Genomic DNA, 25482 nt, shown 5'->3' with positions numbered 1-25482 from the left:
TGTAATGGCATCACTGGGGCTGCTGACCGCCGGGACCGCGATATCCGCCCCGGCGGCATCGGCCGCCGTCTCGACCGCCGCCCTTCGGGGTGCTGATTCCGGGCGATGTCTGGATGCCCCCGGCGGAAAGACCGAAAGCGGCACCGAACTCACCCTGTGGTCCTGCAACGGGGGCAGCAACCAGCAGTGGAGCGGGATCACCCCCGCCGCGCCTGCCGACACGACCGGAATGACGTCGCTGGAGAAGCAGGCCTTCGACAACGTCAACGCGCAACGGACCGCCAACGGCTGTGCGGCACTGGTGGTCGACACGAGCCTGCAGAAGGCCGCCCACGACTACGCGGCCGAGATGGTGCGGACCCACAACTTCTCGCACACCTCGGCGAGCGGAAAGAGCCCCACCGACCGTGCCAAGGACGCCGGATACACCCGGGGCGGCGTCGGCGAGAACATCGCGATGGGTTTCCAGGGCGACCCGAACGGCGTGGTCAACAACGGGACCTACGGGTGGATGAGCAGTTCCGGCCACCGCGCGAACATTCTCAACTGCGGCTACACCAGGACCGGCATGGGATACGACGCGGGAGACATCGACCCTAACTACGCCAGTGGTTCCTGGGTGCAGGTATTCGGCTGATGCCGATCCCGATCCCGATCCCGATCCCGATCCTGATGCCGATGTGCATGTCGATGTCGATCTGAGGTGACCGGGCCGCCGGCGCCTGACCGGAGGCGGCCCGCTCACCGGCCGGTCCAGTGAGCATCGCCGCCCACCGCCGAGGAGAGCCACTGGGCGGCGACCAGTGCGACCACCGCCGGCGCCGTGACCCGCGCCAGATGCCGGTTCACCCGCGCCCCGCGCAGTGATGCCTGCGTTGATACCTGCGGTGACGCCCGCGTCGATGCCTGCCGTGATGCCTGCGGTGATGTGTTCGCCATGTCCGACTCCCCTGCCGTCCGTCCTGCCGCCTGTCCTGCTGTCTGTCCTGCCGTCCATGTCGCCCCGTGCACTTTCGTGCTGGCCTCGCAGACCAATCTGCCGCCTTCGAGGGCACCACCGCCTCGGCCGAACGGCCGGACCTCGCAGGGCGGGACCGCCTCTGAACTGGCCGAACGGTGGAGGCGGGGACTTTGTCGCGGGAGGTTCACTGGTCTCTCGGCGCAAACACGCCGGATGTTCTTCCAACCCGACGCCATCCCCGTTCGTCTCTGGGCGCGAGCCGTCGGGGGAACGTGCGACGGCTGCTCTCCGATGTCGAAGTGTCAGGAGTCCAGATGGAGTTACGCGGGAGACCAACACGTGCGGTCGTGGCGGCGGGGGTTGCCTCCACAGCCCTGCTGCTGGCCGGCGTCCCGGGTGCGGAAGCCCAGGACGCGAGCGGCGCCGGTACGGTCAGGACGACCGAGGCCTCCAAGGCGTCGAAGGCGCCCGGTGCGGCCGAGGCAATGAAGACGGTGACCCTTGTGACCGGCGACCGGGTCATGGTGGACGGCGCCGGAAAGGCCACCGGCGTGGTCCGCGCCGAGGGCCGCGAGAAGGTGCCGTTCTCCGTCCGGGTCGTCGCCGGACACACCCGGGTCGTGCCCGGCGACGCCGAACTGCTGCTGGCGCAGGGCAAGTTGGATGCCCGGCTGTTCGACGTGACCCAACTGGTCGCGGACGGCTACGACGACGCCCGCCGCACCGACGTACCGCTGATCGCCACGTTCCAGGGGAAGAAGGCGCCCTCGATGGCCCCCTTCACCGGGGCCGGGGCGAAGATCGGCCGGGCGTTGCCGGTCGTGAACGGCAAGGCGATGCGCCCCGTGAAGAAGCGGGCCGCCGAGTTCTGGGACGCGGTCACCGGCACCGCCGAAAAGGCGGACGGGGCAACGGAGTTCACCCCCGCCACCGCCATCGAGAAGCTGTGGCTCGACGGCAGGCGCAAGGCCAGCCTCGACAAGAGCGTGCCGCAGATCGGCGCGCCCACCGCCTGGGCCGCCGGTTTCGACGGCACCGGCACCAAGGTCGCCGTACTGGACACCGGCATCGACAAGACCCACCCCGATGTCGCGTCTCAGGTGATCGCCGAGCAGGACTTCACCGGTTCCGCCTCCGGCACCGCCGACAAGTTCGGCCACGGCACCCACGTCGCGTCCATCACGGCCGGTACGGGCGCCAGGAGCGGGGGCAAGTACAAGGGCGTCGCCCCCGGCGCGAAGCTCCTGATCGGCAAGGTCCTCGACGACAACGGCGGCGGCACCGACTCCGGGATCATCGCCGGCATGGAGTGGGCGGTGGCGCAGGGCGCCGACGTCGTCAACCTCAGCCTCGGCGGCGAGGACATGCCTGGCATCGACCCGATGGAGGAGGCGGTCAACCGGCTCTCCGCCGAGAGCGACACCCTCTTCGTCATCTCGGCCGGCAACGAGGGGGAGGGCGGTGAGAGCACCGTCGGCTCGCCGGGCAGCGCGGACGCCGCACTCACTGTCGGCGCGGTCGACAAGTCCGACCAGCTAGGCGTCTTCTCCAGTCGTGGCCCGCGCGTCGGCGACGGTGGGGTCAAGCCCGACCTGACCGCGCCCGGTGTCGCCATCACGGCCGCCGCGGCCGCGGGCAGCGTGCTGGAGGAGGGTTTCCCCTCCGACGTACCCGGCTACCTCACCCTAGACGGCACCTCCATGGCCGCCCCGCATGTCGCGGGCGCCGCCGCGATCCTCGCCCAGCAGCATCCCGACTGGACCGGCGAGCGCATCAAGGCGGTCCTCACCGGCTCCGCCAAGCCGGGCTCGTACAGCTCCTTCCAGCAGGGCACCGGCCGCACCGATCTGGTCCGGGCGCTGGACCAGAGCGTGATCACCGAGCAGAAGCCGCTCGACTTCGGCGTCCAGCAGTGGCCGCACGGCGACGACACCCCGACGACCAAGCAGGTGACGTACACCAACCTCGGTACGGAGCCGGTCACCCTCGACCTGTCCGTCGACGCCCTCTCGGTGGACGGCAAGCCCGCCGCCGAGGGCATGTTCGCTGTGTCGCCGCAGCGGATCACCGTCCCGGCGGGCGGCGAGGCGAGTGCCTCCGTCACCGCCGACACCCGCGCCGGCACCGCCGACGGCTCCTTCGGCGGCTCGGTGGCCGCCGTCTCGGCCGACGGCAAGGTGCAGGTGCGTACCGCTGTCGGCGTGGAGCGCGAGGTGGAGTCGTACAGCCTCACCCTCAAGCACCTCGACGAGAACGGCGCGCCGGTCGGCGACGCCGCCACCTCCGTCTCGGACTACGACGGCGACTTCTACACGTCCTACGCCGACGAGCAGGACGGCGAACTCACGGTGCGGCTCCCCAAGGGCGACTACACCCTCAACGGAGTGATCCACCCGTCCTACGAGTCCGCCACCCACGCCATCCTGGTGCAGCCGAAGCTGACCCTGGACCGGGACACCACCTTCACGGTCGACGCCAGGAAGGCGCGGCCGGTCGAGGTCGCCGTGCCCGACGCGGCGGCGGAGAACACCGAGGCCTCGGTGCTCTACAGCTACGCCCGCGGCGAGAGCCTGCGCCCGGGCAGCATGGAGTACCTCCTGTCCACCTTCAAGGGCGCGAGCTTCGGGCAGCTCGGCCCCGCGTCGTCCGCCGACCAGGCGTACGCCGTGTTCGCCGGTGACTGGACCCGCGAGGACGCCGAGGGCCGGCCGGTCACCTACCACCTGGGCTGGAATCGCCCCGGCAGTCTGGAGGGCTTCGCCGCGAAGGTGCGGAAGAACCAGCTCGCCAAGGTCGACCTCCAGGTCGGCGTGCCCGTCGCGGGCAGGCGCGTCCAGGTCGAGGTGTCGGCGCACACCCCCGACGGGGAGATCGTCTTCGGCGACCACGACCTGCGGAGCGGCCTGCCGCTGCGCACCACGGACTACGTCCTCGACAACGACGTCAAGTGGTCCTTCCGCGCCTGGCAGATGTTCGGCGAGGACCGCGAGACGCACTCCGAGGCCTTCCAGATGAGGATGGAGAGGACCTGGCAGGCCGGTCACAGCTACACCGAGCGGTTCAACGTCGGCGTCTTCGGCCCGGTCCTGCCCGCCGCGGGTGACCTCGGGCCGGAGCGAGGACTCCCCGGGGTCATTCGGTACGGCAACGTCATCAGGGCCTTCACACCGCAGTTCGGCGACGGCGCCGGACACTGGGGCCTCAGCGAGTACACCTCGGTGACCAGCTCGCTCCAGGCGGACGGCAAGGAGATAGCCGACGACTACGGCATCTCGCCGATCGACATGACCGAGTACACCGTTCCCGCCCAGGACAGCGCGTACAGACTGACCGTGGACGCGTCCCGCGACCCCGCGGTGTACCCGGTCAGCACCCGCGTCCGTACGGAGTGGACCTTCCGCTCCGCCACCACTCCCGAGGACTCGACGGCCCAGCTGCCGCTCTCGGTGATCCGGTTCTCGCCCGACCTGAGCCTGTCCAGCACGGCGAAGGCCGGCAAGCCGTTCTCGGTGCCCTTCACCGTCGAGGGCGCGGCGGTCGGACAGCGTCCCGCCAAGCTCGCCTTCGAGGTCTCGTACGACGACGGTGCCACCTGGCAGCACGCCAAGGCCGTCGGCGGTACGCACCTGGCGCTGACCCACCCGGCCACGGCGGGCTCCGTCTCGCTGCGGGCGAAGCTGACCGACCGGTCCGGCAACACGCTGGTCCAGACGATCGAACGCGCCTACCTCACCACCAAGTAACCCTCCGGAACACGTACTTCGAGTACGTGGAGTACGTCGAGTCCTGCCGGGGACGGTGACCACACCGTCCCCGGCAGGACTTTTCGCTGCCCTGATCGGCGAGGACTCCCGGTTCACGCCCCCCGGTTCACGACCCCTGCCGGCCGTGCTTGGACACGGCATCGCTCGCAAGCTGCCACATCTCGTAGTTGCCGCATTCGGCCGTGATCTCGGCCGTCGCCTGAGCGGCGGCGAAGAAGTCGTCGACCACCGGCGAGGTGCGCAACGCCGACACCGCGAGGCACACCTGATCGGGGGCCAGCTCCGGGATGGGCACATAGACGACGTCCGGATGGGAGTAGAACACCGTCGCCGAACGGGCCAGGAACGAGATGCCCCGACCGGCGGCGACATGCTCAAGCGTCTCGTCCACCCCGCGCACCCGGTACCCGGCGTTGGGGTGCGGGCGCCTGGTGGGCTGCGTGCTCGGGTCGGCATGCCAGACCAGCGGCTCGCCGGCCAGGTCGGCCTCGGTGACCTCCTCCTTGCCGGCCAACCGGTGGCCGGCGGGCAGCACCACCACCCTCGGCTCGGTGTACAGCGGGGTGACGCGCAGGCCGGCCTCGTCGATGGGCAGCCGTACGTAGCCGACGTCGATGCGGCCGTCGAGCAGCATCGGGGCCTGGTCGTCCCCTTCGATCCGCTGCACGTCCACGACCACGTCAGGGTGCCGGGCCTCGAACGCCTGCGCAGCCGGGATGACCGGGATACCGGCCCGGAAACCGACCACCAGCCGCCTGCTGCCACGGGCGGCCACGGACACCCGGCGGCGGACCGCGTGCGCGGAGGCGAGCAGCGGACCCGCGTCGGCCAGCAGTTGTCGGCCCGCGTCCGTCAGCGCCACGCCGTGGCGATCCCTGGTGAACAGCGAGGCGTCGAGATCCTTCTCAAGCGCGCGGATCTGCCGGCTGAGCACCGGCTGCGCGATATGCAGCTCATCGGCGGCACGGCCGAAGTGCAACCGGTCGGCCACAGCGACGAAGTAACGCAGTTTGCGCAGATCCAGATCCATGGCGTCTCCCGGTCCGGTGATGCCTTCAGGGTATCACCATGACCAAAAGAAGTATTGGACGCCCAATCGGGGAAATGGCAACCTGAACAGGTATCCAACGAAGCCCAAACGAATTCGCACAAGAATCCCGCATCGGGTAATAATTCGGCGCAATAGTTGGCATGGTAATTCGGTGCGGTAATTTGACGTGCCGTCCTGTCCGGCTCCAGAAAGCAGGTGCGCATCAATGAGCAGCATCAGCATTATCGGCCTGGGGAACATGGCCCGCGCCCTGGCCGACCGGGCGCTGGCCGGCGGCCACGCCGTCGAGGTCATCGGCCGCGACCCGGCCAAGGCCAAGGAATTCGCCGCCGCGTTCGGCGGCGCCACTGTCGGGACGCCCGGCGCCGCCCCGGCCGGGGACATCGTTGTCCTCGCCATGCCGTACGCGGGCGCGACGGCGGTGGTCAGCGAGTACGGGGCCGCACTGAACGGCAAGGTCATCATCGACATCACCAACCCCGTGTCCCCCGATCTTCAGGGCGTTGTCACTCCCGAGGGCAGTTCCGGCGCTCAGGAGATCGCCAAGGCCGCACCGGCCGGCGCGCACGTCGTGAAGGCGTTCAACACCGTCTTCGGTCACATGCTGGCGCTGGGCAACCCGCTGGACGTGCTCATCGCCGGCGACGACGTCGAGGCCGGGGCGGCCGAGGCCAAGGCGACCGTGTCGGCGTTCATCAAGAGCCTCGGGCTGCGGCCGTTGGACACGGGACCCCTGGGAATGGCGCGCTGGCTGGAGGGAACGGGCGTGGTGATGATCGGCCTGGGCCGCCATGGCGCGGGGAGCTTCGACTTCACCCTCGGCGTCAACACCTCTGCCTGAACCTCTGCCTGAAACCTCTTTCTGGGCGCGCGCACCACAACCTCTCGCGCCACACCAATCACAGGGACCAAAGGACCGTTAGCATGCGCGTTTTCGTTACTGGCGGGACCGGCCACTCCGGTTCGTACATCATCCCCGAGCTCGTCGCCGCCGGGCACGAGGTCACCGGCCTGGCCCGGTCGGACACGGCCGCGGCGGCGGTGTCCGCGTTCGGCGCGAAGGTGCGGCGAGGCGACCTCCAGGATCTCGACGGGCTCAAGGAGGCGGCCGCGGACTCCGACGGCGTCATCCACGTCGCGCACAGGCAGGACCTGCTTCCCTCCGGCGGTATCGACGCCGTGACCGCCGCGGAGCTCCCGGTCATGCTCGCGTACGGCGAAGCACTGGCGGGAACCGGAAAGCCGCTGGTCGCGGCGGGAAGCATCGGCTCGCCCGGGCAGCACCTGGGCCGGCCGGCCACCGAAGAGGACCCGGCCCTTCCCGGCGGTGACGAGTACAAGGGCACCCTGCGGGTTCGTAACGCCGTGGAACTGGCCGTAGTCGGCCTCGCCGAGCGGGGAGTGCGGTCTTCGGTCGTGCGGATCGCCAACATCGCGCACAGCACGACAGATCGGGCCGGCTTCCTCCCCACGCTGATCGCGCTCGCGAAGGAGAAGGGTTTCGTCGGCTACCCCGGAGACGGCGCGAACCTGTGGAACGCCGTGCACGTCCGCGATGTCGCCTCGTTGTTCCGCCTGGCGCTGGAGAAGGGGCCGGCCGGCGAATACTGGCACGCGGTCGGCGACGGGGCCGTCCCGTTCCGCGAGATCGCCGAGGCCATCGGTAGCCGTCTGGGCCTGCCCGCGGTGAGTATTCCCGCTGACGTACTGATGGTGCCGGGATATTTCGGATTCCTCGCGAACATAGTCACGCAGGACTACCCGGCGTCCAATCTCATCACCCGCCGGACCCTCGGCTGGGAACCCGCTCAGCCCGGCCTGCTGGCTGATCTGGACAACGGCCATTACTTCCCCGCCGCCTGACGGAAGGACCCCGAATCGCAACGAGCCCGGAAAATGACAAATAACAAATGCTGAATGGCAAGGGTTCGGCTCTTCCGAAGGGACGCTGAGAACATGACGACTGTGGGATTCATCGGAAGCGGAAACATCGGCAGTACCATCGCGCGGCTCGCCGTCGAGGCCGGGCACCAGGTCGTGCTCAGCAACTCGCGCGGTCCCGAAACACTCGCGGACACGGTCGCCGAACTGGGTCCGCGGGCGTCCGCGGGGACGAGCGGGGAAGCCGCGGCGGCCGGTGACATCGTCGTGGTCACGGTGCCGGTCAAGGCCTTCCCCGACCTGTCCGCCGCGCCACTGGTTGGGAAGACGGTCATCGACACGTGCAACTACGGCCCCGAGCGCGACGGGCACATCCCCGAGCTCGACAGCGAGTCGCTCACGTCGAGCGAGCTGCTGCTGCGGTACATCCCGGACGCCAGGGTCGTAAAGGCGTTCAACAACATCTTCTACAAGCACCTGCTTTCACTCGCCCGCCCGGCCGGGGCGCCAGACCGCTCGTACCTCCCGATCGCCGGGGACTCCGCGCCGGCGAAGGCGGCGGTGACCGAGTTCATCGAATCCATCGGGTACGGAGTGGTGGACGCGGGACGGCTGGCCGACAGCTGGCGGCAGGCGACGGGCACGCCGGTGTGGGGGACCCCGTACGGGCCGTTCTCGAACGAGGAGGGGCAGCCGGTCGGTGAGGACGCCATCCGCGTGGCCCTGGCCACCGCGAAGCGGTAACCGCGAGTTGGCGCAGGCCCCGCCCCGGCTCATGGATGCGACGGAGTTCGAGATCCGCTGTGAACCGACCGACCGACCGACTGTCAGACCGTCCGACCATCTGGCTAGGCTGGCGCGGTGACTGATGAGCGGGAGAGGGCGCAGCCGTCAGGAGTGTGGGCAACGGCGGTGGGGGTGGCCAGGGTCCGGGCGCTGGAGACCGAGCGGGGGAACGCGTTGTTCCGCGACCCGCTGGCACAGGCCTTCGCCACCGCCGGCGGCCTGTGGCCCTCCTCGCCGCCGCTGCCCGACGACGAGGCCGCGCGCCCCCGCCGACTGGCCGTGTCGTTCTCCATCGTCATCAGGACGAAGTTCCTCGACGACCTGTTGGAGCAGGCCTCCGCGTCCGGGATCCGGCAGGTCGTGCTGCTCGGCGCCGGCATGGACAGCCGGGCCTTCCGGATCGACTGGCCCGAGGGCACCCGGCTGTTCGAGGTCGACACCGCCGAGTCACTGGATTTCAAGGCTTCGGTGCTGCGCAAGGAGCGGGCCGTCGCACGCTGCGAGCGGATCACCGTCGCGGTGGATCTGCGTGAGGACTGGCCGGGCGCGCTGGCCGCCGCAGGGCACGACCCGGCCGTGCCGACCGTGTGGATCGCCGAAGGACTGCTGATCTATCTGCCCGAGGACGCGGTGGAACTGCTGCTGGGCCGTATCAGCGCGCAGTCGGCGACAGGCAGTCGGATGGGACTGACGTTGGGCCCGCGCGGCGTGATCAAGCGCTTCGGCGCGGACGCCGCGCCGGGATCGGCGGCGTCCCTGTGGGCCTCGGAGATGCCCGACGACCCGGTGGGCTGGCTGGCCGGGCACGGCTGGGACGCCGCCGGCCACACCCTGCGTGAACGCGCTGCCGCCTACGGACGCCCGATCAGCACCCCGCCGCAGCCCGAGGAGCGGCCCGGCGGACTGATCTCGGCGGTCCGCCGGTAGAACGCCGACGGGCGCTCTCGCCAGGGAGTCGAACTCGACGCGTCAGTCTCCGACCGCGCTGGACAGTGCCTCGGTGATCATGCGAGTGGCGAAGTCGGGGTCTTCGGTGATGCGGTTGATGTGTTCCGCGAGCAGGAGGGCCGTGGCTTCCAGGGGAGTCATCTCCTCCTCGGTCCAGTCGCCGTACTGCTTGCGCCACAGGCTGGGGCTCAGGCCCATGCCCGCCGAGATGGCCAGGCCGGCCATGGTGGGGATGGCCTCGGGGGGAATGCTCCTGGGCATCATGCGCATCGAGGCCACGAGGGTGGGCACCACGTACTCGATCACGTCCTTGTCCTGGTCCTCGTGGGCCTTCCGCAGCCAGGTCATGAACATGTAGATGAGGGTGCACGCGCCGTCCAGGACACCGGCGGCCTCCTGAGGGCCCATGGACTCGGTGTACTGGTCGATCAGCGCCTGCTGCTCGGGGTCGCTCCCGGTCCTGCCGTCGTGGATGCCCTTGAGGCGGGAGTCGATCATCAAGAGCGCTGCGCCCACGTCACCGGCGGGAGCGTGCTGCGGGTCGCAGGGCGATGACACAGGGGTCCTCCTCAGGTGGCCACGAGGGGCAACGCGGCCTGTCCGTACGACAGTAGAGGCCCGAGGGTGACGGGGGCCGGTGGTTTCCGGCATCGCCAGGAACCCGCATTCCCCTTCAGGTCTCGCGCGCCCTCACTCGTCGTGGCCCCGGCCTTGCCGCGCCCGGAAACCAGCCTGGCCAGGGGCGAGGCCTGGAGCGCTCGGTCTGGTGTCGGCACTGGAGGATCGAACTGACGTATGGCAACAGCAGGTTGACCGGCGACGCCCTCGACACCCTCGACGGACTTCGACGCGGCTGACATGACTGACACGGCAGACGTAGCCGAGGTGGCCGAGGTGGCCGACGCGAAGAGGCCGCCGCCCGCGAGTGCGGACGGCGGCCTTGTCCCTCTGTCCCCTATCCCCTATCCCTGACCCCTACGCCTTGATCGCCGCGGCCTCCGCCGCCTCCGCCGCCTCCGGCGTCTCGGCCGGGCTGTCGCCCGCATCCCCCTCCGCGTTCTCCCGTCGACGCGGGATGAAGGAGGCGAGGGCGAAGGCCAGCAGGGCGGCTCCGGCGCCGATGGCCATGACGACCTTGAAACCGTTCTCGGAGGGCAGGGCCATGCCGCCGAAGTCGGTGGTCATCTGGGCCAGGATCACGCCGGCCAGGGCGCTGGCGAAGGAGGTGCCCAGGGACCGCATCAGGGTGTTGAGGCTGTTGGCGGCACCCGTCTGGGTGGGGTCGACGGCGCCCATGATCAGGGCGGGCAGCGCGCCGTAGGTGAAGCCGATGCCGGCGCCGATGACGCAGGACACCAGGATCAGGTGCCAGACCTCGGACATCAGGAGGAGGTTCAGGCCGTAGCCGCCGGCCACGATCAGCGCACCGATCATGAGGGTGACCTTCGGGCCCTTGGCCTTGGTGACCTTCGCGGACACCGCGGACATGGCCATCATCACCAGACCCTGCGGGGCCAGCACCAGGCCGACGGTCAGCATGGACTTGCCCAGGCCGTAGCCGGTCTGCGAGGGCAGCTGGAGCAGCTGCGGCAGGACCAGGGACATCGCGAACATCGAGAAGCCGAGCGCGATCGAGGCCAGGTTGGTGAACAGCACCTGCGGGCGGACGGTGGTGCGCAGGTCGACCAGCGGCTGCGGGGTACGCAGCTCCCACCAGCCCCAGGCCAGCAGGATCACGACGGCCGCGGCGCCCAGGCCGAGGGTGGTGCCGCTGGTCCAGCCCCAGTCGCCGCCCTTGGAGACGGCCAGCAGCAGGGACATGAGTCCGGCGGCGAGGCTGAGCGAGCCGACCAGGTCGAACCGGCCGCCGGCGCGCACCTTCGACTCCGGCACGATCAGTACGACGAGGACGAGGGCGACGACACCGAGGGCCGCGGAGACCCAGAAGAGGATGTGCCAGTCCCAGTTGTCGGCGATGAACGCGGCGCTGGGCAGCCCCAGCGCGCCGCCGACACCGAGCGAGGCGCTCATCAGCGCGGTGGATCCGGCCAGCCGGTCGGCGGGCAGCGCGTCACGCATGATGCTGATGCCGAGCGGTACGACCGCTGCCGCGAGGCCCTGCAGGGCGCGCCCGATGATCATCGGGGTGAGGGAGTCGGCGAGGGCGCAGACCACCGAGCCGGACACCAGCAGCACGATGCTGACCAGCAGCATCCGGCGCTTGCCGAACATGTCGCCGAGCCTGCCCACCACCGGGGTGGCGACGGAGGCCGCGAGCAGGGTGGCGGTGACCGCCCAGGCGGTGTCGGACGCCGGGGCGTTCAGGAGCTTCGGCAGCTCGGGGACGATCGGGATGACCAGGGTCTGCATCAGCGAGACGACGATTCCGGCCAGGGCCAGTACCGCCACCACGGCGTTCGGCCTCGGCGGAGCGGGTGTCTCCGCTCCGGCGGGACGGGTGAGGGCGTTGGACATGGCGTCGGGCCTCCGGGCGAGTCGTGGTCGGTTGCTTGACTTACGCAAAGGTAAATTGAATTGCTTGACTTACGCAAGTTAATGCAGGCGTGCGGTGAGGTGGCGTGGCTCACAGAGCCCTGGAGGCGGCCGATGTCACGAGCCGGCGGGAACCTCGGGCTCGTACGGGTCGCGCCCCCACTCGGAGTCGCCGAGCGGATAGGTGTACGCGGGCCGTCCCACGTTCCCGCTCGTCCGGAAGGGGTTGCCCCTGTCGTCGAGGCGCATGGTGCCCCGCTGGTCGCCGCTGGACCAGTCCAGCTCCAGGTACCAGCTCACGTTGTGCGTACGTACGTCGGCGAAGACGTAGAAGACCTCGGGATCGGACTCGCTCACCTTGTACGGGAAGTCGCGCTGCCCGGCCCTTGGCGAGACCGCGGGCCGCCCGGCGTCGAGGTTCACCTCGAACGCCACCGTGTCCACGCCGCCACCGCACCCGACGCCCATCGTGTAGTCGTTCCAGGCGAGCGGAGCGCTCTTCTCCACCACCCGCACATGCAGTGCCTCCAGGACGACGGTCGCCTTCCCGGTGCCCTGCACGGTCAGCGCGAGCATCTGCTGCCCGCCGGTGACCCCGCCGAGCGCGGTGACCCACCCGCGCGCGTCCGGCTCGGTCGGCGGCGGAGGCACCTGCTCGGGCTTCTGGTCGATCAGGTAGTGCGGGCCGCACGGGCTGTCCCACTTGTACGGATTGACGGCGACGGTGGGTGCGGTGGCCCCGTCCTCGACCTCCTCGCCCTGCACCGCCGCCCCGCCGCCGGAGGCGATGGAGGAGGGAGAAGCAGAAGAGGGGGAGGGAGAATCCGCGGGACTGCCGCTGGGTGAAGGGGACGGCGCCGCCGACTTGCCCTTCGCGCCGGTCGGCCCGGAGGTGGCGGGGCGGTCGTCGGCGGACTCGGAGGCCGCAGCGCCCACGGACCGCTTCCCGCTCCGGTCGTCGTCCTGCTCGCCGGGTACGAGATTCACCACGAGTACGGCCGCGACGACAGCGGCGACCACGGCGGCACCGGCGAGCACGACGGTACGCCGCCGCCGAGTCGGCCGATCCGAGGGAGCCCCCGCTGCCTCGGGCACGGCCGCCCCGGCCGCCAACTCGGCTGCGGGCGCCTGCTGTTGCTCCTCGTCCGGCTCATCCGGATCGTTCGGATCGTTCGGAGTACCGCCCGCGACCGCCTTCTGCCCCCGCATGGCATCCGCGAGGATCCACCGCCGATGCAGCTCCACCAGTTCCTCGGGTGTCGCCCTGCACAGCCGGGCGAAGCGCTCCACCGGGGCGTAGTCCGCAGGTACGGCGTCCCCGTTGACGTACCGGTGAAGCGTGGACGCACTCATGTGCAGCCGCTTCCCGAGCACTCCGTAACTGAGCCCGGAACGCTCCTTCAACCGGCCCAGCAGCTCCGGGAACTCATCCCCCGTCACCGTTCCTCCCTCTCTCCGCGTCCCGGACCGCCATTCCAGGCGGTGGTCGTTCCCCCAGGTCAAAGGGGTTGCGGGCATTCCAGCGTTCCGGATGCCTCGTCAAGTGTGGTGGCTGGGACGGATCTTGGCACAGGCTCTGGTCATCCAAGCACGCCGCTTCCGACGCCGTCGCCGGCACCCGGTCGAGCGGCCTGCGTACGGATCCGTACTGCACCGCACCGATCTCATCGCACCGACCTCATCAGGGGAATCACATGTCCGCACGTACCGCCCGCACCCACCTGCTCGCCGCCGCCGCGCTCACGGTGGCCACTCTGACTCTGACGGCGTGCGGCAACGCGGATGGCACCCGCGACGAGGGAGCCTCGACCTCGTCCGCCACGTCCACCTCCTCGTCCACGACGAGCGGGGGAACCTCCACGGAGGCGGCACAGACCGGCGCCAAGGGCTCGACGGGTACCACGGGCTCGACGGGCACCACCGGCACGACCGGTTCGAGCGGGACGACCGGCTCCACCGGCGGCTCGGGTTCCACAGGTTCCACCGGTTCTGCCAGCTCCTCCGGTTCTTCCGGTACTTCCGGTTCCTCGGGTTCCAAGGGCTCCTCGGGATCCACGACTTCGGGCACCTCGGAGTCCAAGTCCCGCTACACGCCCTGCACTCCCGCCTCCACCAGGACGACCGCCACGGTGGTCTCCCGCCCCCTGAACCACGTCCTCCTCACCGTCACCAACACCGGCTCGAAGCTCTGTGACCTCGTCGGCTACCCGGCCGTGCGGTTCGGCGAGGCCCAGTCCGTTCCGCCCGTCATCGAGGACTCCCAGCCGCAGGCCGTGGTCACGCTGGCCCCGGGTGAGGCGGGCTACGCGGCCGTCGTGGTGTCGGCGGCGGACGGCAGTGGCACGAACGGCTACACGGCCAAGAGCCTGGAGGTCTACTTCAACAGCGACAGCACGAAGCCCGCCCGTCCCGCGCTGCCCGCGAAGGGCGTGTACGTCGACAGCTCGATCACCGTCACCTACTGGCAGTCCGACATGGGCGACGCCCTGACCTGGTGACACCGCGCCCGCCGGCCCCTGGTCGGCCGGGCCGCACCCGCACACATGACAGTCGGCCCGTCCGAGGGAGCTCCTCGGGCGGGCCGACGGCTGTCAGCTGTCAGCTCACGGCGTACGCGTTGTACACCGTGGTCGTCGCGCTGTCGCCGTGGGTGTCGGTGACCGTCGAGCGCAGGCCGACCCGGCCGCCGGACGGCGGGTTGTGGACGGGGACGGTCCATCTGCCGTTGGACAGCTTCGCCGGGGAGGCGTGCCAGTGGGCTCCGTTGTCCGTGGTGTACCAGGTGTGAACTGACTTCACACCGTCCGACAGCTGGCCCACCGTGCCGTCGCCGGTGCCACTGCGCTGCATGCCCAGGACGACGGTGGTGGTCGCCCCGGCGGGCGCCTGGTTCCTGCTGTTGAGCGAGTTCGGCCAGAACCGGGTGATGTAGTCCCGGATCTGCTGGTTCTTGGCGGTGTCCGCGTAGAAGTGCAGACTGAGGCTGGAGCTGGTCGACAGGGAACCCGCCGGGAGGCTGCGCCGGCCGGTCTCGGTGAGCGTGTACCAACCGGTGCTGGGGATCCGGAGCTGCGCGGAGGCGCCGCCCACAGGGGTGTAGTCGCGCGAGTAGAGGGTCTTGCCCGCGTGGGTCAGCTTCATGTTGCCGGCGGTCAGTGTGCCGCCGTACGGGAGGCTGGGGTCGGCGAACAGGTTGTCATCTCCGAAGTACAGCCGGTGGTACCAGGTGTACGGCAGCTGACCGCCGGGTCCCCAGACCGCGTGGTCGATGTTCAGCGTGGTCGTTCTTCCGGCGGCGTACGCGTGGAACGCGTTACTGACCGAGTCGTGGCCGTCCTGGCTCACGCTCCACTTGCCGGGTGGGAGGTGGGCCCTGAAGGAGTCGGGCAGGTCGCGCTGCAACTCGAGCCTGTTCGTGTACATCGGGCAGGCGTCGTCGCCCGTCGACTGCTGGTCGAACGAGAACTGCGCCGGTCCGCTGTCCGGGCCGGAACGGGCGGTCACCTTGAGGGTGGTCAGCCCGGTCCTCCTGAGCGTCGCTGACATGCCGGACGGCACGCCGCCCCGGTGCGTGGCGGTCGCCAGCCAGAAGTCGCCGCCGGTCACCGACCGGGACGTGTACGCGGTCGCGTAGGACAGCTCGTACGCCTTGTCGGTCGTCGGGATGACGTACAGGTGGCCGGATTCCGCCGAAAGGCCCATCGCGGCCGGGCTGTTGTCGGTGGTGCAGACGTACGCGCTGACCATGTGGTCGTACCCGCTGCCCGGGTTCGGGCTGAGCGAGACCTTGACCTGGTGGCCTGTCCGGGCGTCGAACGTGGTCTTCGTGGCGCCGGAGACCTTCACGCTGTGGCCGCCCACGTTGGCTCCGTCGCCCTGGGCGTCGGTGAAGGAGGTGGCGAGTTCGTAGCTGCCGTTGGGCAGCGACGCCGCCTTGTTGCTCTCGATGTACCGGAAGTCGGACGTCTTCGTGTTGTAGACCGCCACCTGGGCGTAGACCGGTTTGCCGCTCCGGTCCAGCGTTCTGACGGTGAGCGACCCCTTGGTCGCGGCCGACGCCGTGGAGGCGCCGGTCAGGAGAAACGGCGCGAGTACGGTGACGACACCCGCGACCACGGCGGTTCGCCGCATGAAGCCCCCCAAGGCTGTGTGGATCAGTCGGCACCGGTGTTGGGTGCGCGATCCCTCAAACTCCCTCAGGGCAGCCCCGGGTTGGTTCACAGACAGGTCGCCCATGGATAAAAAATGAGCCACGTCACCGCAAAAACCCCTGAGGCCGGGGTCACGACTCCGGGGAGGCCTGCTCCGTCTGCGGGATGTCGCGCTTCTCCAGCGGGCGTACCGCGGGTCCCTGGAGGATCCGTCCGTCCGGGGCGAACCGGGAGCCGTGGCACGGGCACTCCCACGCCTGCTCCGCGTCGTTGAAGGCCACGATGCAGCCGAGGTGGGTGCAGTGCGCCGACACGGCCTGGAGCGAGCCGGTCTCGTCCCGGTGGACGGCGCACCGCTGTCCGCCCAGCCGGAGCACCGCGCCGTGGCCCGGCGGGATGTCGCCCACCGCGGGAGCCGTCATGGCCGGCAGCCGGTCACCGACGAAGTGCCGGGCCACCTGCGCCTGGTGCTTCAGGAACGACATCCCCTCGCGGATCACGGGCGCCAGCCGGCGCGGGTCGTAGAGGCCGCTCCAGGGCACCGGGCGACCGTTGACCAGCTCGCTGAGGAGCCGGCCCGCCATGATGCCGCCGCTCAGGCCCCAGCCGCCGAACCCGGTGGCCACATAGGTGTGCCGGCTGCCGTGGTGGAGCGGTCCGACCAGCGGTACGGAGTCGGTGGAGTCGTTGTCCTGGGTGGCCCAGCGGTGGGTGAACGTGAGGCCGGTGAAGCGGTCGTCGGCCCAGGCGGACAGCCGGGCGAACCGCTCCTCGACATCGGCGGCGCCGGGGGTGAAATGCTCCCCGGTGACGATCAGGAGGCGCTTCCCGTCGCCGTACGGGGCGCTGCGCACGGAGCGGGTGTTGCGTTCCGGCGTGATGTACATGTCGCGCGGGGCACGGTCCTCGTCGATCGTCGCGGCCACGACGAGTTCCCGGCGCGGGCTGAGGCGGGTGAAGAGGAGAGCCCGGTCGAAGATCGGGTAGTGCGTGGCGACCACGACCTCGCGGGCGCGCACCGACACCCCGGCGTCGGTGCGCAGGACGCAGGGCGCGCCCTCGGTGAGACCGACGACGCGCGTGTCCTCGTACACCGTGCCGCCGCGCCTGCGCAGGTCCTCGGTGAGCGCCAGCAGGTACTTACGGGGGTGGAACTGGGCCTGTCCGCTCACCCGGACCGCGCCGGCGACCGCGAAGGGCAGGTCGGTGCCGGTCACGAACTCGGCCGGGAGACCCGCCTCACGCGCGGCCTCGGCCTCCGCCCGCAGCTCGGCGACATGCCGTGGATCCTCGGCGTAGGTGAGGGCCGCCGCCTCCTCCCACTCGCAGTCGATGCCGAGTTCGTCGACGAGCCCGGCGGCGTGCTCGATCGCCTCCGACTGCGAGCGCGCGTACAGCCGGGCATCCTCCGGGCCGCGGGTGCGGCGCAGCTGGTCGTAGATCAGGGTGTGCTGGGCGGTCAGCTTGGCCGTCGTACGGCCGGTGACCCCGGCGGCGACGCGGTCGGCCTCCAGTACGGCCACCTCGCGCCCCTGCCGGACCAGTTCCCAGGCGGTGCTGAGCCCGGCGATGCCGCCGCCGACCACGGCGACGTCCACGGTGAGGTCACCGGAGGGCGGGGGAGCCGGGGCGGGCGGGGGCGCGGTCTCCAGCCAGTAGGAGCTCTGGATCCCGGAGCTCTGGATTCCGGTTCGGGGGTTCATGGCGGCCGAGTGCCCCTCGTGGTGTGCGATACGCCCCGACCGGGAGGTCTTCATTCCGCCTGCCTGGGTACCCGAGGTCGTGCGGAAGACCGCCAATGCCCACCAATACCTCAAATGAGGAGGAAAGCATGAGCACGGTCAAGGAAGCAGTGGACGTCGAAGTTCCCGTCCACACCGCCTACAACCAGTGGACTCAGTTCGAGGAGTTCCCGGAGTTCATGGAGGGCGTCGAGGAGGTCAGGCAGCTCGACGAGCGGCACAACCACTGGACCACCAAGATCGGTGGCGTGAAGCGCGAGTTCGACACGGAGATCGTCGACCAGCTGGCGGACGACCGGATCACCTGGCGGTCCGTCGGCGGCGACACCCGGCAGCGCGGTTCCGTGCGGTTCGAGCGCATCGACGAGACGCACACCCGCGTGGAGCTCACGATGGAGGTCGAGCCCACCGGCATGGCCGAGAAGGGCGCGGACGCGCTCGGCATGATCGACCGCCGCGTCAAGGGTGACCTGCACCGCTTCAAGAACTACGTCGAGGAGCGCGGCGGAGAGACGGGCGCCTGGCGAGGCCGCATCAAGCCCGGCGACCCCGGCGCCGGCGCGACCGCGACACCCCCCGCCGCACCCACCGCGACACCCGGTGTCCCCGGGGCGACGGGGATGCCCACCACGCCCGGCACCCCCGGTGTCCCCGGATCCGGTACCCGTGGCACCCCGGGCGCGCCCGGCACCGCCGGTCCGCTGATCTGACCCTCGTCTGACCGAGGAGTCCGACCCGGGAATGACCCGGGAGTGACCGTCGGGTCATCGGGTCCTCACCCCTCCATGCCGGTGGCGTCGTGCGCGGCGCCACCGGCGTGGACTCGGGGGAGCCTCCGGGATCATCCGCCCGTCGGCCGGTTTCCGCGCAGGCCCGTGGTGCCCTTGCGCCAGGCGCCGAGAAGGGTGTCTGCGAGGCGGTTCTCCAGGTGGACGGTCGCGCGGATCCCGAACACCACGTCGGCGTCCAGCTGGGGTTCGCCCTCCAGAAGGCCGCCGACGACGTCGTGCCGTACGACCTGCTCGTGCACCGCGTCGGCCGTCACGTGCTCGGTGTAGAACCGCTCGGCCGCCGGCCCGGCACCCACCCGGCGCATCGCCTCGGCGAGACGGCGCGAGGCCGGGGAGGAGGTCACCTCGACGGTGGCGAAGTGCCCGACAAGCGCCGCGCGCAGCGCGCGGTGCAGCCCGAACAGGGACATCAGGTTGACCGTGGCGAGCATCTCGGCCGGTGCCGCGTCGACGTAGTGGCCGTACGTGGTGTCCAGCCCCAGGTCCGCCATGAGGTCGGCGAACAGCTGCGCGTGGATCTCGTCGGCGCGGCCACCGCCGAACTCGTCGAACTCCACGGCGACCATGGCCGCCTTGGCCCGTCCGTGGAGCCGGGGAAGGACCCAGGCGTGCGGGTCCGCTTCCTTGAGGTGGTAGAGGGAGCGCACCGCCGCGTACGCGCGCACGTGGTCGAGAGTGCCCTCGTCCCGGAGGAAGTAGGAGACCCCGCTGCCGTCGTCGCCGACCGGTTCGATCTGGAGTTCGTCCAGCGACTGTTCGGCCGTCTCCGCGCCGTCGACGGGCACGTCCGTGCGCAGCGCGCTCAGGAAACGGTCCTCGATCTCACCTCGACAGGCCAGCAGGGCGCTGTCCCACTCCAGGCTGTCCTGGACACCCTCGAAGCCCTGGTAGTGCAGCTCGTAGAGGACGTAGAGGGCGAGTTGCAGGTCGTCGCCGTACGGGGAGCAGCTCTCGGGAGGCGGCGCGGGAATCGGGGCGCTCCCGGGGTCCGACCCTCGCAGACGCGCCGTCACCGCGGCGGAGAGCGGACCGCGCGGCTCGGGCAGCGGCGGGGGCCGGAGCCGGAACTGCTGCCGGGAGAGGGCGGGGGAGAGGGCGGCGGGCAAGGTGGCGTCGGTCATGAGGCGTCGTCGTCTCCTTCGCTCTCCTCGGCTTCCGGTTCACGGCGGCGGCGCCGGTGGCTGGTGTCGCACCAGGGGAAGTCGCGGCTGCGGCGGCAGGTGCAGATCGCCACGGTGAAGCGGTCGGAGACGGCCACCTCGCCGTCCTCGCCCACCACCTCGACCGGGCCCTCGACGAGCAGGGGACCGTCGCGCTGCACGCGCACACGGCGGGGACGTTCAGACGTGTTCGGCACGGATCACCACCAGCTCCTCAGTCGTTCCCTCGCGGTCGGTCAGGTCGGTCAGCCCCTGTTCCCGCAGCCAGGTGAGCCGGGAACGCAGTACGCGGCCGTAGGGCAGCCGGGCCCGGCCGGCGACCTCCGCGCGCAGCCCGGCCCGCTCCAGGCGGGTCAGCGTCGCGTCTACGCCGCACAGGTGCGAGTGCACCATCAGCAGGGTCCCCTTCGGCCGCAGGACCGTCGGCGCGGTGTCGCAGATACGGTCGATCAGCAGTCGGCCGTCCCGTCCGGCGTCCCAGGCCCTGGCGGGGCCCCGGGGCGGCGCGGGGTCCGGGGCGGGCACGTAGGGCGGGTTGCTGATCACCAAGTCGAAGCGGCGGCCGGGCACGGCCGAGGCCAGGTCGCCGTGGCGCACCCGCAGGGTCTGTCCGTTCAGCAGGGCGTTCAGCCGGGTGGTGGCGAGCGCCCGCCAGGAGATGTCGACGGCGGTGACCCGCCCGCCGAGCCGGGCCGCCTCGACGGCGAGCAGGCCGTTTCCGGTGCCGAGGTCCAGTACGTCCGTCCGCTCCGTGACGACCTCGCGGCGGATCGCCTGCCGCATGAGCCGGGTGTCGGTCTGGGGCGCGTACACGCCCGGGGGCACCCAGTAGCGGAGCCGGGGGGTGGTGGTGAGGCGTTCGGCTTCGACGGTCATGGGAGCCCTCTCAGCCCGTGTGTTGGAGGGCTCGGGGGGACTTCTTGAGGGTGTGGCTGACGGCAAGTGCTCGCACGATCGCTCCGACATAGGGGACAGTCGGCCCACGAGTACCCGCTGGCCGCAGACGTAACGGACTGCGGGCATGACCAGCCCGCCGTCTCGGCTTCACCGGGACTTCACCGCATCCCCCACCTGGAGTATCGTCCTGGCGGTCCTCCTGTGCTTTCGCTGTGGCGGGCGGACAGCGGGACACGGGGCACAGCGGGGGACAGCGGGGGAGCGTTCTGAGGCCGGAACCGGGAGTGTGCTGCGTCCATCTTCATCTGTCGGGAGCTCCTGAAGCGCGATCGGCACCTTCAACCGCGCGCGATCAGCACCTGATTGAACTGATTGACAAGAGTCCGGCAACCGGCACATCGAATGGGAAGTCATAAATGCCGCCACGCGTGTTCTCGCGAATAAGCACCCTCTGGCTCGTGGCGGGTGTGGCGGCGCTCGGGTTCCTGGTCGCTATGGAGACAGCGGCGCGTCACTACGGCCTGCCGGGGCCGGTCACGAATCAGTTGCAGGAAGTGATATACCCCCCCAAATCGGGGCCTCTGCTGTACGCGAGCATGGCGTTGATGATGGTGGTCCTCACCTGGCGGCAACGGTTCGTCGCCGCCGGTGTCGCGGTCGGTGTCGACGCCGTCTTCCTGCTGGTGCGGTGGGCGGCCGGTGCCGGGGTGTCCGGGAGCCACTGCTTCGGGAACGGCGCGCTGTGGGTGATGCTGGGCTGTGCGGTCATCGCTGTCACCCGCCGGACCGGCCAGGAGCGGATGCTGCTGCTGAAGGGCGTGGGGCTCGGCCTGCTGCTGGTGGCGGGGCGCAAGGCGGGCGACACCTGGCTGCTGATCACGTCGAAGACCCGCCCGATGGTGCTCGACCAGTACGTGGCGACCGCCGACCACGCGCTCGGTGACCCGTCCTGGCTGGCGGGCCGGATCGTCAGGGCCACGGGCCCGATCGGCACCCACCTCCTCGACTGGGTCTACATCCAGCTGGCGGTGGCCGCGGTCTGTGTCGCGCTGTACCAGCTGCGCAACGTGGCGGCCGAAGGCCGTTTCCCGAGCCATCACGTGGTGCGTACGTTCCTGGCGATCGGCCTCCTCGGCCCGGCCGTCTACATGGTCTTCCCCGTCGTGGGACCGGTCTTCGCCTACGGCCCCGGCGCCTTCGGCACGGGTGGCGGCCACTGGGCGGTGGCCAACCTGTGGCCGGACGTACCGCTGCCGGTCGGCACCCCGAAACCCATGGCGTACGACGGGATCACGCCCCGCAACTGCATGCCCAGCCTGCACACGGCATGGGCCACCGTGATCTTCGTCCACTCCCGCAAGGGCCCACGGTTCCTGCGGTACGCGGGCACGTTCTGGCTGGTCGCCACAGTCTCCGCGACGCTGGGTTTCGGCTACCACTACGGCGCGGATCTCCTGGCCGGTGTGGTGTTCGCGCTCACGGTGGAGGCGACTCTGCGCTCGCTCGACCGAGGCTGGGACCGGTCGTCGACCAGGCTGGTCGCGCACGGCGCGACGGTGTTCGTCGCGCTTCTGGTGTCGTACCGCTATCTGTCGACGCAGCTGGCCGAGCGTCCGTGGGTGTTCGGGCCCCTTCTCGTCCTGGCGATGCTCTCGGTGATCGACGGCTACATACGGACCACCAGGAAGTGGGAACCGAAGCCCGCGTCGACCTGGCAACCGGAACGACGACTCGAACTGGTCTGATTCTGAACTGCATCTGAGCTGCATCTGAAGGAGGGGCGCCTCCCGTAATCCCGGGCCTGCTCCTACCAACAGAGGATCCAGCCGTCCAGGGGGCTTCCTCCCGCTTTCGGCTTGGGCCGGCCCCAGCTCCGATGCACCTGCCTGCCGGAGTGATCACGCGGCGATGCGTGCCTAGCGTGATGTCACATGCCGACCTTCTTACCGACCCCCCGACACACCGGCAGGCGCACGGGCCTCGCGGCTCTGCTGGCGGCCACCGTGCTCGTCGCCGGTTCCTCGGTGGCGACCGCCCAGGCGCCGCCCCCACGCTCCGCCGTCGACTGCGGTCCGCACGAAGCGGCCCGCCGGGCACTGCGCGTCCTCACCGACCGCGACGGGATCGCCGGAGCCGCCGTCCTGTCGACCGACCCCGGCGCGCACGCGCCCTGCCGGCGCTGGTCCGAGGCCGCCGGTACGGCCGACCTGGGCACCGGACGCCGTATGAACGCCGCCGACCGGCTGCGCGTGGGCAGCGTGACCAAGACGTTCACCGCGACGGTCGTCCTGCAGCTCGTCGCCGAACGCAGACTGTCGCTCGAAGCCCCCGTCGACCGCTATCTGCCGGGTCTGATCGACGGACACGGACACGGCTACGACGGGCGCCGGATCACCGTACGGCAACTCCTCCAGCACACCAGCGGACTGCCCGACTACCTCGACGCTCCCGAGTGGGAGCACTACGAGCGGCTGCGGTACCGCCACTTCGAGCCCCGCGAGCTCGTCACGCGCGCTCTCGACCTGCCGCGCCCGCAGGGCACGTGGCACTACGCCACGACCAACTACCTGGTCCTCGGCATGATCGTCGGTGCGGTCACCGGCCGTACGCCCGAGGCCGAGATCACCCGCCGCGTCATCGAACCGCTCGGACTGCGCGACACCTACTGGCCCGGCGACGACACCCGCGTCCAAGGCCCGCACTCCCACAGCTACTTCACCGACGCCGAGGGCCGGCGCGTCGACGGTACCGCCTGGAACATGACCTTCGGCGGGGTCGGCGGCGCCCTCGTCTCCACCCCGGCCGACCTGACCCGGTTCGCCACCGCCCTGTTCGACGGCCGGCTGCTGCCCGGCGCCCAACTGGCCCTGATGCGGCGGACGGTGGCCGCCGACCCCGACCGGCTGTGGCCCGGCGCCCGCTACGGCCTGGGTCTCATCTCCTCGCCGCTCTCCTGCGGCGGAACGTGGTGGGGCCACGGGGGCACGGTCCCCGGCGGCCACCGGGCGCTGGTCGCCGTCGGCCCCGGTGGCCGCAGCGTCGCCGTCGCCCTGAACCAGGTGCCGGACTCCCTCCAGGCCGAACACGACTTCCTGGACCTCGTCGACGCCTCCCTCTGCGGGGACGGCCCGTCGGCCGAGACCAACGCCCCCGAACAGCCCGAAAGGACCCACGCGTGAACGGCTCGACGCCCCCTCGTACCCCCACACCCACCCCCACTCCCGCCGGAGGCCCGCTGCACCGGCTCGTGTCCCGCACCGCCGCGGGGGCCGCCCTGTGCCTCGTCGGCGCGCTGACCCTCGCCGCGTCGCCCGCCGCCGCGCAGCCCGTCCGGGCGGCGGCAGCGGACCCCCTGGCCCGCTTCCACCACCAGAACCTCGCCTGGAAGAGCTGCCTGCTCGGACCCGACGACGCGACCGGCAATGAACTGGAACAGGCGGGCGCCCGCTGCGCCGACGTCACCGTCCCGCTGAACTACGACGACCCGGGCGGCCGTACGATCACCGTCGCGATCTCGCGGATCCGGGGCACCGACACCGCGCACCGCGTCGGCGCGCTGCTGCTCAACGGCGGTGGCCCGGGCGGGCAGACGATCGGCGACCCGCCCTGGGTGCGCACGTCGATGAAGCAGGTCGCCGAGCGCTACGACGTGGTGGGCGTGGACCCCCGTTTCGTCGGCCGCAGCACACCGTTGGACTGCCACTGGCCCACCGGCTCCTTCATCCGGGGGGCGGGGACCGACCGCGCAGACTTCGACCGCTCGGCGGCGTTCGCCGGGGAACTCGCCCGCCGCTGCCGGACGAACGAGGGCGACGTCCTGCCGTACGTCACCACCCGCAACACCGCGCGCGACATGGACGTGATCCGGGCCGCGCTCGGCGAGCGCCGGATCTCCTACCTCGGTTACTCGTACGGGAGTTACCTCGGCCAGGTGTACGCCACGATGTTCCCCGGGCGCACCGACCGGGTCGTCCTCGACGGCGTCATCGCCCCCGGCCGGTACGGCCCCCGACTGCTGCGGGGCACGGAACGGGCCAACCGGCACGCCCTGGAGGGCTGGGCCGCCTGGGCCGCCGACCGGAACACCACCTACGGTCTGGGCGGCACAAGGAGCGCGGTCCTGGCGGCAGTTGACCGTGTCCAGGCCGCCGCCGCACGTACGCCCCTGTCGGTCGGCGGTCGGCGGGTGGACGCGAGCCTGCTGCCCGTCATCGTCATGAACGGGCTCTCGCAGGACAACGACGCCGCGTACGGCGCCTTCGCCGAGGCGGTACAGGATCTGCGGCGCGCCGCCGCCGGCCGGCCGGTGACCCCGTCACCCTGGCTGGCCGAGGCGCTCGGCTTCCTCCTGACCGGCTCCGACTCCTCGTACGGCAGCGTCCAGACGGCGATCCTGTGCGGCGACGTGGCAGCGCCGCGCGACCCGGAGACGTACTGGCGTGATGTCCAACGCGCCCGTGCCCAGGACGCGTTGATCGGCCCCGTCACGAACAACATCGGCCCCTGCGCGTTCTGGGACGCGCCGCGCGAGCGTCCGACCACGATCCGCGGCGACGTGCCCGCCCTGCTCGTCAACGCGACCGGCGACCCGCGCACCACGTACGAGAGCGCGAAGACCGTGCGCGGCAACTGGCCCTCCTCCCGGCTGGTCACCCTGCGCGGCGCGGACCAGCACGCCGTGTACGGCGTCTTCGGCAGCTCCTGCGCCGACACGACGGTCAACTCCTATCTCGCCACCGGCCGGCTGCCTTCGGCGGACGTCACCTGCGAGCGGTCCTCCGGATGACCTCCGCCACTGCGGAGTCTCCGGAGACTCGGGAGACCCAGTACACGGTGTCGGCATTTTCCGGAAGATCG

General features: G+C 70.7%; 20 protein-coding genes and 1 pseudogene. 11 read left to right on the top strand and 10 right to left on the bottom strand.

Features of this window, described 5'->3' with window-relative positions; all coding sequences use genetic code 11:
- Positions 1 to 4 precede the first annotated feature (4 nt).
- Positions 5 to 637: a CAP domain-containing protein gene (locus OG241_RS27540; protein WP_405818852.1), complete on the top strand. Its 633-nt coding sequence runs from the start codon at positions 5 to 7 to the stop codon at positions 635 to 637.
- 104 nt (positions 638 to 741) lie between these two features.
- Here the strand turns inward: OG241_RS27540 and OG241_RS27535 are convergent, their stop codons facing one another.
- Entirely contained in the window at positions 742 to 939 is a 198-nt protein-coding gene (locus tag OG241_RS27535; RefSeq protein WP_405818850.1) for a hypothetical protein, read from the bottom strand.
- 336 nt (positions 940 to 1275) lie between these two features.
- Between OG241_RS27535 and OG241_RS27530 the strand changes: the two genes are divergently transcribed.
- Entirely contained in the window at positions 1276 to 4704 is a 3429-nt protein-coding gene (locus OG241_RS27530) for a S8 family serine peptidase (RefSeq protein ID WP_405818848.1), read from the top strand.
- Between the two features lie 127 nt (positions 4705 to 4831).
- Here the strand turns inward: OG241_RS27530 and OG241_RS27525 are convergent, their stop codons facing one another.
- On the bottom strand, positions 4832 to 5755 hold the full coding sequence (locus tag OG241_RS27525; RefSeq protein WP_405818847.1) for a LysR family transcriptional regulator: 924 nt from the start codon (positions 5753 to 5755) through the stop codon (positions 4832 to 4834).
- 226 nt (positions 5756 to 5981) lie between these two features.
- On the opposite strand from OG241_RS27525, the gene OG241_RS27520 reads away from it, so the two are divergent.
- The 4 genes from OG241_RS27520 to OG241_RS27505 all read left to right on the top strand — a co-directional run bounded on the left by OG241_RS27520 (position 5982) and on the right by OG241_RS27505 (position 9370).
- The gene (locus tag OG241_RS27520; protein WP_405818846.1) at positions 5982 to 6617 is read left to right on the top strand and encodes an NADPH-dependent F420 reductase; all 636 of its coding nucleotides are present in this window, start codon (positions 5982 to 5984) and stop codon (positions 6615 to 6617) included.
- A gap of 83 nt (positions 6618 to 6700) precedes the next feature.
- Complete coding sequence (locus tag OG241_RS27515) at positions 6701 to 7639, top strand: SDR family oxidoreductase (protein ID WP_405818844.1); 939 nt, start codon at positions 6701 to 6703, stop codon at positions 7637 to 7639.
- Between the two features lie 102 nt (positions 7640 to 7741).
- Complete coding sequence (locus tag OG241_RS27510; protein ID WP_405826448.1) at positions 7742 to 8401, top strand: NADPH-dependent F420 reductase; 660 nt, start codon at positions 7742 to 7744, stop codon at positions 8399 to 8401.
- Positions 8402 to 8554: 153 nt separating this feature from the next.
- Positions 8555 to 9370: a class I SAM-dependent methyltransferase gene (locus OG241_RS27505; RefSeq protein WP_405826447.1), complete on the top strand. Its 816-nt coding sequence runs from the start codon at positions 8555 to 8557 to the stop codon at positions 9368 to 9370.
- A gap of 42 nt (positions 9371 to 9412) precedes the next feature.
- Here OG241_RS27505 and OG241_RS27500 read toward each other — a convergent pair whose 3' ends face one another.
- The 3 genes from OG241_RS27500 to OG241_RS27490 all read right to left on the bottom strand — a co-directional run bounded on the left by OG241_RS27500 (position 9413) and on the right by OG241_RS27490 (position 13324).
- Positions 9413 to 9949 (bottom strand): hypothetical protein, encoded by a 537-nt coding sequence (locus OG241_RS27500; RefSeq protein WP_405818843.1) that lies wholly within the window; start codon positions 9947 to 9949, stop codon positions 9413 to 9415.
- 417 nt (positions 9950 to 10366) lie between these two features.
- Positions 10367 to 11866 (bottom strand): MFS transporter, encoded by a 1500-nt coding sequence (locus tag OG241_RS27495; protein ID WP_405818841.1) that lies wholly within the window; start codon positions 11864 to 11866, stop codon positions 10367 to 10369.
- 135 nt (positions 11867 to 12001) lie between these two features.
- Positions 12002 to 13324 carry a helix-turn-helix domain-containing protein gene (locus tag OG241_RS27490; RefSeq protein WP_405818839.1) on the bottom strand — a complete coding sequence of 441 codons (1323 nt, stop codon included), beginning with the start codon at positions 13322 to 13324 and terminating at the stop codon, positions 12002 to 12004.
- A gap of 254 nt (positions 13325 to 13578) precedes the next feature.
- Between OG241_RS27490 and OG241_RS27485 the strand changes: the two genes are divergently transcribed.
- The gene (locus tag OG241_RS27485; protein ID WP_405818837.1) at positions 13579 to 14382 is read left to right on the top strand and encodes a DUF4232 domain-containing protein; all 804 of its coding nucleotides are present in this window, start codon (positions 13579 to 13581) and stop codon (positions 14380 to 14382) included.
- A gap of 100 nt (positions 14383 to 14482) precedes the next feature.
- On the opposite strand, the gene OG241_RS27480 is transcribed toward OG241_RS27485, so the two are convergent.
- Both OG241_RS27480 and OG241_RS27475 read right to left on the bottom strand, forming a co-directional pair.
- Entirely contained in the window at positions 14483 to 16015 is a 1533-nt protein-coding gene (locus OG241_RS27480) for a hypothetical protein (RefSeq protein WP_405818835.1), read from the bottom strand.
- Between the two features lie 151 nt (positions 16016 to 16166).
- On the bottom strand, positions 16167 to 17738 hold the full coding sequence (locus tag OG241_RS27475; protein WP_405818833.1) for an FAD-dependent oxidoreductase: 1572 nt from the start codon (positions 17736 to 17738) through the stop codon (positions 16167 to 16169).
- A gap of 128 nt (positions 17739 to 17866) precedes the next feature.
- Between OG241_RS27475 and OG241_RS27470 the strand changes: the two are divergent.
- Positions 17867 to 18331 (top strand): annotated as a pseudogene (locus OG241_RS27470) (SRPBCC family protein); the annotation flags it as partial.
- Positions 18332 to 18618: 287 nt separating this feature from the next.
- Here OG241_RS27470 and OG241_RS27465 read toward each other — a convergent pair.
- The 3 genes from OG241_RS27465 to OG241_RS27455 are packed head-to-tail and all read right to left on the bottom strand — an operon-like array spanning position 18619 to position 20604.
- Complete coding sequence (locus tag OG241_RS27465) at positions 18619 to 19689, bottom strand: iron-containing redox enzyme family protein (protein WP_405818832.1); 1071 nt, start codon at positions 19687 to 19689, stop codon at positions 18619 to 18621.
- Positions 19686 to 19925, bottom strand: a complete 240-nt coding sequence (locus tag OG241_RS27460; protein ID WP_405818830.1) for a CDGSH iron-sulfur domain-containing protein — start codon at positions 19923 to 19925, stop codon at positions 19686 to 19688. The genes OG241_RS27465 and OG241_RS27460 overlap by 4 nt, the downstream gene beginning before the upstream one ends.
- Positions 19909 to 20604 carry a HemK2/MTQ2 family protein methyltransferase gene (locus tag OG241_RS27455; protein WP_405818828.1) on the bottom strand — a complete coding sequence of 232 codons (696 nt, stop codon included), beginning with the start codon at positions 20602 to 20604 and terminating at the stop codon, positions 19909 to 19911. The genes OG241_RS27460 and OG241_RS27455 overlap by 17 nt, the downstream gene beginning before the upstream one ends.
- A gap of 437 nt (positions 20605 to 21041) precedes the next feature.
- Between OG241_RS27455 and OG241_RS27450 the strand changes: the two genes are divergently transcribed.
- The 3 genes from OG241_RS27450 (at position 21042) to OG241_RS27440 (ending at position 25411) form a co-directional block, all read left to right on the top strand.
- Positions 21042 to 22370, top strand: a complete 1329-nt coding sequence (locus tag OG241_RS27450; protein WP_405818826.1) for a phosphatase PAP2 family protein — start codon at positions 21042 to 21044, stop codon at positions 22368 to 22370.
- 186 nt (positions 22371 to 22556) lie between these two features.
- Entirely contained in the window at positions 22557 to 23804 is a 1248-nt protein-coding gene (locus OG241_RS27445) for a serine hydrolase domain-containing protein (RefSeq protein WP_405818824.1), read from the top strand.
- 68 nt (positions 23805 to 23872) lie between these two features.
- The gene (locus OG241_RS27440; protein WP_405826445.1) at positions 23873 to 25411 is read left to right on the top strand and encodes an alpha/beta hydrolase; all 1539 of its coding nucleotides are present in this window, start codon (positions 23873 to 23875) and stop codon (positions 25409 to 25411) included.
- Positions 25412 to 25482: the final 71 nt, after the last annotated feature.

The organism is Streptomyces sp. NBC_01390 (assembly GCF_045040105.1).
GTDB lineage: Bacteria > Actinomycetota > Actinomycetes > Streptomycetales > Streptomycetaceae > Streptomyces.
Note: the sequence above shows the minus strand (reverse complement) of the source record. Positions and strands in the feature narration are given on the sequence as shown.

What these genes read in the sequence shown, in the direction of transcription:
- OG241_RS27540 (WP_405818852.1), top strand. Translation starts at nt 5, where the DNA reads ATGGCATCACTGGGGCTGCTGACCGCCGGGACCGCGATATCCGCCCCG.
- OG241_RS27535 (WP_405818850.1), bottom strand. Translation starts at nt 939, where the DNA reads ATGGCGAACACATCACCGCAGGCATCACGGCAGGCATCGACGCGGGCG.
- OG241_RS27530 (WP_405818848.1), top strand. Translation starts at nt 1,276, where the DNA reads ATGGAGTTACGCGGGAGACCAACACGTGCGGTCGTGGCGGCGGGGGTT.
- OG241_RS27525 (WP_405818847.1), bottom strand. Translation starts at nt 5,755, where the DNA reads ATGGATCTGGATCTGCGCAAACTGCGTTACTTCGTCGCTGTGGCCGAC.
- OG241_RS27520 (WP_405818846.1), top strand. Translation starts at nt 5,982, where the DNA reads ATGAGCAGCATCAGCATTATCGGCCTGGGGAACATGGCCCGCGCCCTG.
- OG241_RS27515 (WP_405818844.1), top strand. Translation starts at nt 6,701, where the DNA reads ATGCGCGTTTTCGTTACTGGCGGGACCGGCCACTCCGGTTCGTACATC.
- OG241_RS27495 (WP_405818841.1), bottom strand. Translation starts at nt 11,866, where the DNA reads ATGTCCAACGCCCTCACCCGTCCCGCCGGAGCGGAGACACCCGCTCCG.
- OG241_RS27485 (WP_405818837.1), top strand. Translation starts at nt 13,579, where the DNA reads ATGTCCGCACGTACCGCCCGCACCCACCTGCTCGCCGCCGCCGCGCTC.
- OG241_RS27480 (WP_405818835.1), bottom strand. Translation starts at nt 16,015, where the DNA reads ATGCGGCGAACCGCCGTGGTCGCGGGTGTCGTCACCGTACTCGCGCCG.
- OG241_RS27475 (WP_405818833.1), bottom strand. Translation starts at nt 17,738, where the DNA reads ATGAACCCCCGAACCGGAATCCAGAGCTCCGGGATCCAGAGCTCCTAC.
- OG241_RS27465 (WP_405818832.1), bottom strand. Translation starts at nt 19,689, where the DNA reads ATGACCGACGCCACCTTGCCCGCCGCCCTCTCCCCCGCCCTCTCCCGG.
- OG241_RS27455 (WP_405818828.1), bottom strand. Translation starts at nt 20,604, where the DNA reads ATGACCGTCGAAGCCGAACGCCTCACCACCACCCCCCGGCTCCGCTAC.
- OG241_RS27450 (WP_405818826.1), top strand. Translation starts at nt 21,042, where the DNA reads ATGCCGCCACGCGTGTTCTCGCGAATAAGCACCCTCTGGCTCGTGGCG.
- OG241_RS27445 (WP_405818824.1), top strand. Translation starts at nt 22,557, where the DNA reads ATGCCGACCTTCTTACCGACCCCCCGACACACCGGCAGGCGCACGGGC.